At 52.3% G+C, this 3,991-nt stretch carries 1 protein-coding gene; it reads left to right on the top strand.

Annotated elements, in window-relative coordinates; translation table 11 throughout:
* Positions 1-38: 38 nt before the first annotated feature.
* Positions 39-3,854, top strand: a complete 3,816-nt coding sequence (locus tag RRF55_RS26820; protein WP_439419189.1) for a hypothetical protein — start codon at positions 39-41, stop codon at positions 3,852-3,854.
* The last annotated feature ends 137 nt before the right edge of the window (positions 3,855-3,991 follow it).

The raw sequence follows: 3,991 nt of genomic DNA, 5'->3' as shown, positions 1-3,991 counted from the left end.
CGCTGGCGGCGGCGCAGGCGGATATCGCGAATATTCCGGTGGGCTCGACCACGTATTACCGCAGCCCGGACGATAGCGCGCTCGCAATCGAGGTGATGAACGTTGCCGGGACGCTGCAGCCTACCGGGCGGAAAATGCCATCTCAGGTGGCGATTGATAACAGCATTCTTATTTCAGCCAGACTTGCATCAGATTCTGCCGCACGCCAGGCGCTGTTACATGGCATGAGCATGCCGGAACGCCGGGCACTGGCCGCAGACTTTAGTCAGTATCTCGGCCAGTTTGCTGCAGGTGGATCGTCAGTACTTAATGGTTCTGCGACCTGTGCTGACATGACGTTACTTAACATACAGTCATTTTCGACATCCTTTGCTACCGCTGCGTGTATTTTGACGATTACCGGTGCAGGAAGAACATTATTCCGGCGTGGATTTTTTAACGGTGAATCCCTTGCCGATGGTGTGCTGAGCACTCCTTTTTTTGATGTATCTGTTCGTTCAGCATTGATCAACAGCGTCACCGGTAACAATTCCGCAGCGACCTGGGTACTGGAAGGCACAATGCGCCTTCCCCGAGCATATTCCACATCCGAATCCAGGGTATTGCGTGACAGAGAAAATCGTATTGCTGTGGGTATTGCCTCCGCAGCCTATACCTATACCACTGATACCATTACTTTTGATGCCGCTACAGGTGTTGTTCGTATTGTCGTGGCACAGGGGGAGATGACCAGCGCAGGGTTTGAGAATACGGCTGCCGGTGCCCAGGCTTATTTCTGGCAAACCTACGGGGACCTGATACTTAGCCAAAAATCGACCGTGACGCAACAACTTCCGGAATACACCCTGTTTTTTGCCGAACCCGGAAATATCACGGTGGCAACAGATCAGAACTGCACCGCTACCATTCAGATCACTAAAAAACTGGTACTGGATACCGGCGCAATGCTGGCCCGTGCAGTAGCGGCCGATCTTCGTTCGCAGAATGCCCGATATGCTACCGATAAATACAGGGACCTGGTTACGGCCCTCAAAGACTATAAATACCACCTTGGGGCAGTGGGTAACTATGGTTCATCCGTCAACTTCAGTGCCAATTTCGCCGGTGACAGTATTTTCAGCCTCGATAAATTATCGCTATCAGCGAATATACGCCGGGCTGTAATGAGTCTTGTCGATGCAGCAGGTACAGCTTCAACTGTCACTCTTCTGGAAGGTGAATCTATAACCGGGCACACCATTAATTCGCCCTATGTCGACTTTGTTCTACAACCTGTCGGAATCTACAGCCTGTCTGTCAATACTGACACGGGAAGAACGATATTTAAAATCCCTGTCACTCTTCCGGGAGCGCTGCCCGCTGATTCAACCCGTATCATCCGTGACAGAACCGACTATTTCGGAGCCTATACCCCCTCCACCCTGTATAGCGGAACGACAAGGGGGATTACCTATGAAGCGGCAACCGGCAGTCTGATTATGGCTGTCATGAATGCTGATGTCGTCCTGGCGGGATATGCACTTACCACTGCCGGTGTTATTCAGTATGTCACTGAGAAACTCGCTGGATATGTTTTCAGCCAGGTAAGCACAACCGTTGCCACCCGGCCTTTCAGTAATCTTTTCCGGGCCAGTGCCGGGGCGGTTTCACTGACCACCGATACGGCTGTCACTCTGACAGGAAATTTCTACGGAGCGAAAATGTCTTCTGATGGTTTGACGACTTACCAGCGTTATGAGGCGGTGGTAAAGAACAACAGTGGATCTGCAACCGGCCTTCGCCCTGTCAGGGTGAAATGCAAGTTCAAGGCAGGCGAAGTTCCAAACGACAAATGTATTGTGGTGACGGATATCGACGGACAAGTCTATCCCTGCCAGTGGGCCGGGGAGCCGGACTTTAATCCCCGCCGTGGTCGAACCCTGAGTTACTGGGGGGATGATTCTCTTCGTAGCGGTGAACTGCTTATCTTGGATAATCTTGCCGCCGGACAAGCTAAAAAGTACATCATCAAAGCATTCCCGACAGAGCAGACAGCATCATCGGTAAATCACACCGTTCAGGAAACGAGCACGAGTTTTCTGGTTACAGCGGATGATGGAACCCAGGTCCGCTTTGACAGCATCGTAGGATGGCTCCCTTACAAGCTGAACAGGGACGGCATGACGTACACGGCAATTTGCCAGCAGCTGCTGATCAGGCTTTCAGCTGGCGCCTGGTCTATCTTCGCCGTGAATTATCAGGATGCAAAGTACACAGTCATCAGTGACGGGCCGGTGTTTACGGAAGTCGAAACCACGTTTACGAATGGTGTGGCCGGGGATAATCAGGAAATAGCGGCGGGTTTGCTGAAATTCACCTACCGTACGAAGATTTTCCGTAATGGTTATATCCAGATTGATGCGGCGGTGCGACTGACGACGGATATGGCTGCAAACGTACTTTTTGGGTGCATGACCCGGCTTCAGCTGAATTCGACGGCAACCAAAAACATACGTAACGAGTACAACGCCATCTGGGCAGACAACGCTGTCTCCCGTTCCGTATCCATCCGCTGGGCAGGAGGGGATGTCATCCGTGATGAGGCAGAGAATGCAACGCTGGGTAACCGTCCGCCGGTGGCAGGACTGACGGCAACGACTTCCTACCTGCGGTTTGACGGTGGCTGGCAGGCTGGCGCTATCTATGGTTCAGCTAAAACAACCCTGGGCGCACCAAAAAACTGGACGTGGACCGTCGGCTTTAGTGTCCATCTGAATGAGCCGGTTACGGACAATGTTGCACTCTCCGATGTCGAACTGAATCCGGTTGTTGGGTTTGCTGCCCGGTCTTCCGTGTACCCCCGCGTTCGCCAGGCGGCATTAATGTCGCGGCTGGGAAATATTGTCTGTGGGCTTTCTTCATGGAATGACCACGACGCCAGCGCAACGGACAATGCGAATGGGGCATTCAATACCGTCACGGGGGATATCGTCCGGCTATTGCACCTGCGCACAGGAACGTTTGCGGGCGTTTACGCAAAATTTCAGTCCTGGGCTCTGGCTCAGTACGGTGGCGCGGGTATCGCCAGTATTCACCTTGGCGCGCCTGAGGCTTACCAGTCTCTCCAGTTTGCCTCCAGGCTGGTTCTGCCGCAGTTATGGTGGCTGTATCAGCTGGCAGTGCAGGAAGGGGACGTGGCAAAACAGGCCGATCTTAAAACGGCTATCGACCGGATGGCGTCTGACTGTTACGCGGCATTTGGTGCAGTGGGTAAAGCAAACAGCAACTTCTATGCGGCAGCATTTCGCGCATGGGCGATGGCAGTGGCCACCGGCACCGATCCGTCAGGTAACTATACAGCGGCGATGAATATGGTTGACGGCCAGTTCTCCAGCCCGACGTATTTTGCCGGGGTGAGAAATATCATCACCGATAACGTTGTCGAGAACGTGCCGAAGCGCATGTATCTGCACTACCAGATGTACGCCTGGAACAACTATCTCATTGGTTGCCGGATCACAGGTCGCGCTTCGGTGCTTGATATGACGACGTTTGCCCTGAATGCGATTTCTGGTTACGGGGGATTAAAGGAGGTGGATTACTGTACGGCGGAATCACGACGAGGAGTGCCATCAACGGTGGCGTTTATGTTGTATCCGCTTCTGCATTCTGGCGATAACTCCTGTCTGGAGGCTGCGGAACGTATGATGGATGCGTTTGACGAATATGGAGGAGCCAACACGAATGGCCAGATAAAGTTATGGGATCTGGATTATTACTCTGTAGTGTCTACCAACTTCTCCGATTACACATTTGCCTGCAACATTATGGCTGATGTTTGGATGCAGTGGTGGAGAGATAATAACGCATTATAGCGAAAAATTGCTGCTACCAATTGAGTGGCTATATAAATCCCCCCGGTTAAAAAATGGGGGGATTATACCTCATTTCCGTAATTAACTACTCTTAGGTGCGCTCCAGATTCCCGCTTCTACACCTACGACATTCCGCA

The organism is Klebsiella sp. K47 (assembly GCF_051858335.1).
In the GTDB taxonomy this organism is placed as follows: Bacteria; Pseudomonadota; Gammaproteobacteria; order Enterobacterales; family Enterobacteriaceae; genus Klebsiella; species Klebsiella pneumoniae.
The sequence above is the reverse complement of the archived record's forward strand: the minus strand, read 5'-3'. Positions and strand labels throughout refer to the sequence as shown.